The sequence below is a fragment of the Devosia sp. genome, assembly GCF_030689745.1.
Lineage (GTDB): Bacteria > Pseudomonadota > Alphaproteobacteria > Rhizobiales > Devosiaceae > Devosia > Devosia alba.
In genome coordinates this window covers 1-4,851 of record NZ_JAUYGL010000191.1, presented here as the reverse complement: position 1 = coordinate 4,851, position 4,851 = coordinate 1, and the positions used below count along the sequence as shown (strand labels likewise).

Annotated in this window: 3 protein-coding genes; all 3 read right to left on the bottom strand. The window is 63.0% G+C overall.

Annotated elements, in window-relative coordinates; all coding sequences use genetic code 11:
• Window positions 1–293 precede the first annotated feature (293 nt).
• On the bottom strand, window positions 294–1,637 hold the full coding sequence (gene glmM, locus Q8O80_RS16755; RefSeq protein WP_305581321.1) for a phosphoglucosamine mutase: 1,344 nt from the start codon (window positions 1,635–1,637) through the stop codon (window positions 294–296).
• Between the two features lie 128 nt (window positions 1,638–1,765).
• Window positions 1,766–3,694, bottom strand: coding sequence for an ATP-dependent zinc metalloprotease FtsH (ftsH, locus tag Q8O80_RS16750; protein ID WP_305581319.1), 1,929 nt, complete (start codon window positions 3,692–3,694; stop codon window positions 1,766–1,768).
• Window positions 3,695–3,925: 231 nt separating this feature from the next.
• Window positions 3,926–4,851, bottom strand: a 926-nt coding sequence (locus Q8O80_RS16745) for an ATP-binding protein (protein ID WP_305581317.1), incomplete at its 5' end; no start/stop codon positions are given.

Sequence of the window (4,851 nt, the reverse complement as noted above, 5' to 3'; positions counted from 1 at the left end):
ACGCCATAATCGACATCGGGGATTTCGATCACCGGTGGATAATACGGAAAATCAGCGGCGATGGCTTGGCCGCCGACAAGTGCGGCTCCTGCCACCATGATCGCAGCAATGAGCTTGCGCATGATTAAGTGTCCTTTGAGTGCCACGACAAAAGTGGGTTCCCCGACAATATCGAGCAACTTCCTTAAATGTGACTTAACCTAAGCACTTAACCTTACCGAACTACTCGATATCAGGATTGAATTATTACATCATTAACAAGTGTTACCAAAACCTTTCACTTGCCAATGACTTCAGGCAACCTCGCGAATAGCTGCCTCGATCTGTCCAACGACCGTTGAAACCAGACCGGCATCATCGCACTCACCCATGACCCGGATCACCGGCTCGGTGCCCGAAGCCCGCACAACCAACCGCCCGCCGGCCCCCAGCATGGCCTGCCCATCGGCAATCGCGGCGATGACCAGCTTGTGCTCCAGCGGCTTGCCCGACTTGAACTTCACGCTGCGCAGCAATTGCGGCACCTTGGTAAAACGCGAGCAGATTTCCGAGACGGGGCGATCCTGCGCCTTGAGCACGGCCAGCAATTGCAGCGCCGCGACCAGGCCATCGCCGGTGGTGGTGAAATCGGACAGGATGATATGGCCGGACTGTTCGCCACCAACATTGAACCCCTTGGCGCGCATGGCCTCAAGCACATAGCGATCACCCACCTGGGTGCGCTCCAGCGTCAGCCCCAGCGAGCCCAGATAGCGCTCCAACCCCAGATTGGACATCACGGTGGCCACGATGCCGCCGCCCACCAGCACCTCGCGCTGCAGCCAGCTTTCGGCAATCACCGCCATGAACTGGTCGCCGTCGACCACATTACCCTTCTCGTCGACGATAATGACGCGATCTGCATCGCCATCCAGCGCAATGCCCACATCGGCCCGCATTTCCCGGACCTTGGCAGCCACCGCTTCAGGCGCGGTCGAGCCGACCTTGTCGTTGATGTTGAAACCATCGGGTTTATCGCCAATGGTGAACACTTCCGCCCCCAGTTCCCATAGGGCAATCGGGGCAACCTTGTAGGCGGCGCCATTGGCGCAATCGAGCACCACGCGCAGCCCGGCCAGGTCGGTGTTCCGCGGCAGGGTGCGCTTGGCGTATTCGATATAGCGCGTGCGCGCTTCCTCGTCGCGATGTGCCCGGCCGATATCGCGGCCATGTGCCAGCGTGTCGGACATGTCACTGTCGATCAGGCGCTCGATCTCAAGCTCGATCTGGTCGCTCAGCTTGTAGCCATCGGGGCGAAACAGCTTGATGCCATTGTCTTCGAACGGGTTGTGCGAGGCTGAAATCATCACCCCCAGATCGGCGCGCAGCGAACGGGTCAGCATGGCCACGGCAGGCGTCGGCATTGGCCCGAGCAGATAGACATCCATGCCCACGGCGGTAAAGCCGGCGGTCAGCGCCTGCTCGATCATATAGCCCGAGCGGCGCGTATCCTTGCCGATGACGACGCGGTTGCGATGATCGCCGCGCACAAATTTCTTGCCGGCAGCCATTCCCACCTTGAGCGCCAGTTCGGGGGTCAGCTTGGGGCCATTGGCCAGCCCGCGGATGCCGTCGGTGCCAAAATACTTGCGTACCATTGTCTGTCGCCCCTTGTCGCGCCGGCGGTCCGGTCGCCTGCGATAATACCACTTTGTGGCGGCATAGCGGAAAACATTGCCATGCAAAAGGGCCGCCTTGCGGCGGCCCTGGCAATTTTCTGGTCTTCCTAGCTACCCGGCTGCGGTTCCAGCCCGCCTTCGGGTGGCGCATCGGGGCGCTTCTTGGTGGCCTTGCCGGCCGACGGCACGCCGCTCGCCTTGGTGGACGGGCCGCTGTCATCGGGACGGACCGGCTGATGGCCTTCCATCAGAGCGCGCAGTTCATCGCCGGTCAGCGTCTCATATTCGAGCAGCGCCTGGGCGATGGCTTCCCACTGGTCGTGATACTTGGTCAAAATCTCCTTGGCGGAGGCTTCGCCATCTTCAATCAGCTTGCGCACTTCCTGGTCGATGATACGGGCGGTATCGTCGCTCATGTGCTGGCTCTGCGTCACCGAATGACCCAGGAACACTTCCTGATCATTGGATTTGTAGCGGACGCGGCCGAGCTTTTCGCTCATGCCCCATTCCATCACCATCGAACGCGCCAGGCTGGTGGCCATCTGGATATCGCCCGAGGCGCCACTGGTCACCTTTTCCGGGCCGAACTTGATGATCTCGGCCTCGCGGCCGCCAAACAGCATGGTCAGGCGGGCCAGCGCCTTTTCGCGGCTGAACGAATAGCTGTCGCTCTCGGGCAGGGTCATCACCATGCCCAGGGCACGGCCACGCGGAATGATCGTTGCCTTGTGGATCGGATCAATCCCGGCAACCTTGAGCGCGATGATGGCATGGCCAGCTTCGTGATAGGCGGTCAGCTTCTTCTCGTCCTCCGACATCGCCATGGTCCGCCGCTCGGCACCCATCATGATCTTGTCCTTGGCATCTTCGAACTCGGCATGGGTGACAAAGCGCTTGTTGCGCCGTGCCGCCATCAGGGCCGCTTCGTTGACCAGGTTCATCAGGTCAGCGCCGGAGAAACCGGGCGTACCGCGCGCCAGCACCTTGAGGTCCACATCGGGGGCCAATGGTACCTTGCGGACGTGCACCTTGAGCACCTTTTCGCGGCCCGCCACGTCGGGATTGGGCACCACGACCTGACGGTCAAAGCGACCGGGACGCAGCAGGGCAGGATCGAGCACGTCGGGACGGTTGGTGGCGGCAATCAGGATCACGCCCTCATTGGCCTCAAAGCCATCCATCTCGACCAGCAGCTGGTTCAGCGTCTGTTCGCGTTCGTCATTGCCGCCACCGAGCCCGGCGCCACGCTGGCGACCGACGGCGTCGATTTCGTCGATGAAGATGATGCAGGGCGCATTCTTCTTGGCCTGCTCGAACATGTCGCGGACACGGCTGGCGCCGACACCGACAAACATTTCGACAAAGTCAGAACCCGAAATGGTGAAGAACGGCACATTGGCTTCGCCGGCGACCGAACGGGCCAGCAGCGTCTTACCGGTACCCGGCGGGCCCACCAGCAGCACACCACGTGGAATCCGGCCACCCAGACGCTGGAACTTGCCAGCATCGCGCAGGAACTCGACGATTTCCTCAAGATCCTGCTTGGCCTCGTCAACGCCGGCCACGTCCTCAAACGTCACCTTGCCGCTCGACTCGGTCAGCAGCTTGGCGCGCGACTTGCCAAAGCCCATCGCGCCGCCCTTGCCGCCACCCTGCATCTGCCGGATGAAGAAGAACCACACGCCGATGATGACAATGAACGGCAACCAGGACGACAGCAGCACGGTCCAGAACGGGCTGGATTCGGGCGCCCGCGCCGTGATCGAGACATCCCTGCTCTCCAGCCGCGAAATGATATCGGCGCCAGCGGGCAACACGGTTTCAAACCGGGTGCCGTCCGCGAGCGCACCGGAAACCACGTCGTCGGTGATGGTGACGCTCTTGACCCGACCGGTCTCGACGTCACTGACGAACTGGCTATAGCTCTTGTCGGCGACCGAAATCGAGCGGGTCGACGACTGAAAGACCTGGAACAGGCCCATCAGCATAAAGAGTATGACCAGCCAGATGGCGAAGTTGCGGAAATTTCCGTTCATCAATCCTGTCCCGGGGAGCACTGCGCCAGGAGGCGCGGTTGGTGTGCCGAATGTATGTCCGGCATGGGGGTGTTACAAGGCCCAGACCTGCGGCGGTTTGCGCCGCCCGTCCAGTCACAATGTGCTGACGGGGTTAATACGGCATGGCGCAACGGCGGTCCAGCGCCCATGCGGGGCGCGCTGCGCGACAAATTCAGCACGGGATCGCGGGCGGACATGCCCGCACGCCGATCAATCAATCAGCAATTGCACGGTGATGCGCTCATCAAACGACCAGCCGCCCAGCGACAGCACGCCGCCAGCCGCGTCACGCACAATCGGCGCGGTGCGAATGGCTTCGGCCGGCGCGGTCACCTTGCAGCCCAAAAACTGTTCCAGCCGGTGGCGCGGCAGATAATCGGCCACGCTGGCGGTCAGATCGGTCGCTCCCGAACCATTGATGATGCGGAAGCGTTCATCCCACACCAGTTCGCCATGCGGCGCCAGCACCGCATCGGCCGGCAGGCTGCGCCCCGGCTCGCGCGCCACCGCAATCGCCTCGTCCTTGATCCGCACGACGCAGCCCAACACCGTGGTGGCGCGGGGCAGGTCATTGTCGACAATCGCCTGGCGCAGACGCTCGACCTGCCCCAGCGCGCGCGGCTTCTGCCGTCCGCCCACAATATTGAGCACCCGGCCCAGCACCCGCGTGGCGACCGCCGGGTTCAGGCCCGCAAAGGGCGTCAGCGCAATGCGCGCCGCGCCGAACCCGTCAAGGGTCACCATTGCGGCAAAAGCGGCCTCGGCCAGTTGCGCGATGGCCGCATCGGCCTGCCCCATGCGCTCGGCAAACAGCGCCAGCGTCGGCGCATCCAGACCGAGCTCGGCCAGGGCCGGCATGGCCTGGCGCCATCGCACGCGCTCGTAATGCGGGTCGATATTGGATGGGTCGGCAGCCGGCACCAACCCGGCGGCGGCGACGATGCCAGCGAGCGCTGCGGGGGGCACATCAAGCAGGGGCCGATGCACGCGCACACCCTCGATACGGGCCTGCGGCGCCATGCCCTTGAGGCCTTCAATGCCGCTGCCATGCGCCAGGCGCATCAGCACGGTCTCGGCCTGATCCTGCTGGTGATGGGCGGTCAGCAGCACCGTAACGCCATCGGCAGCCATGGCGG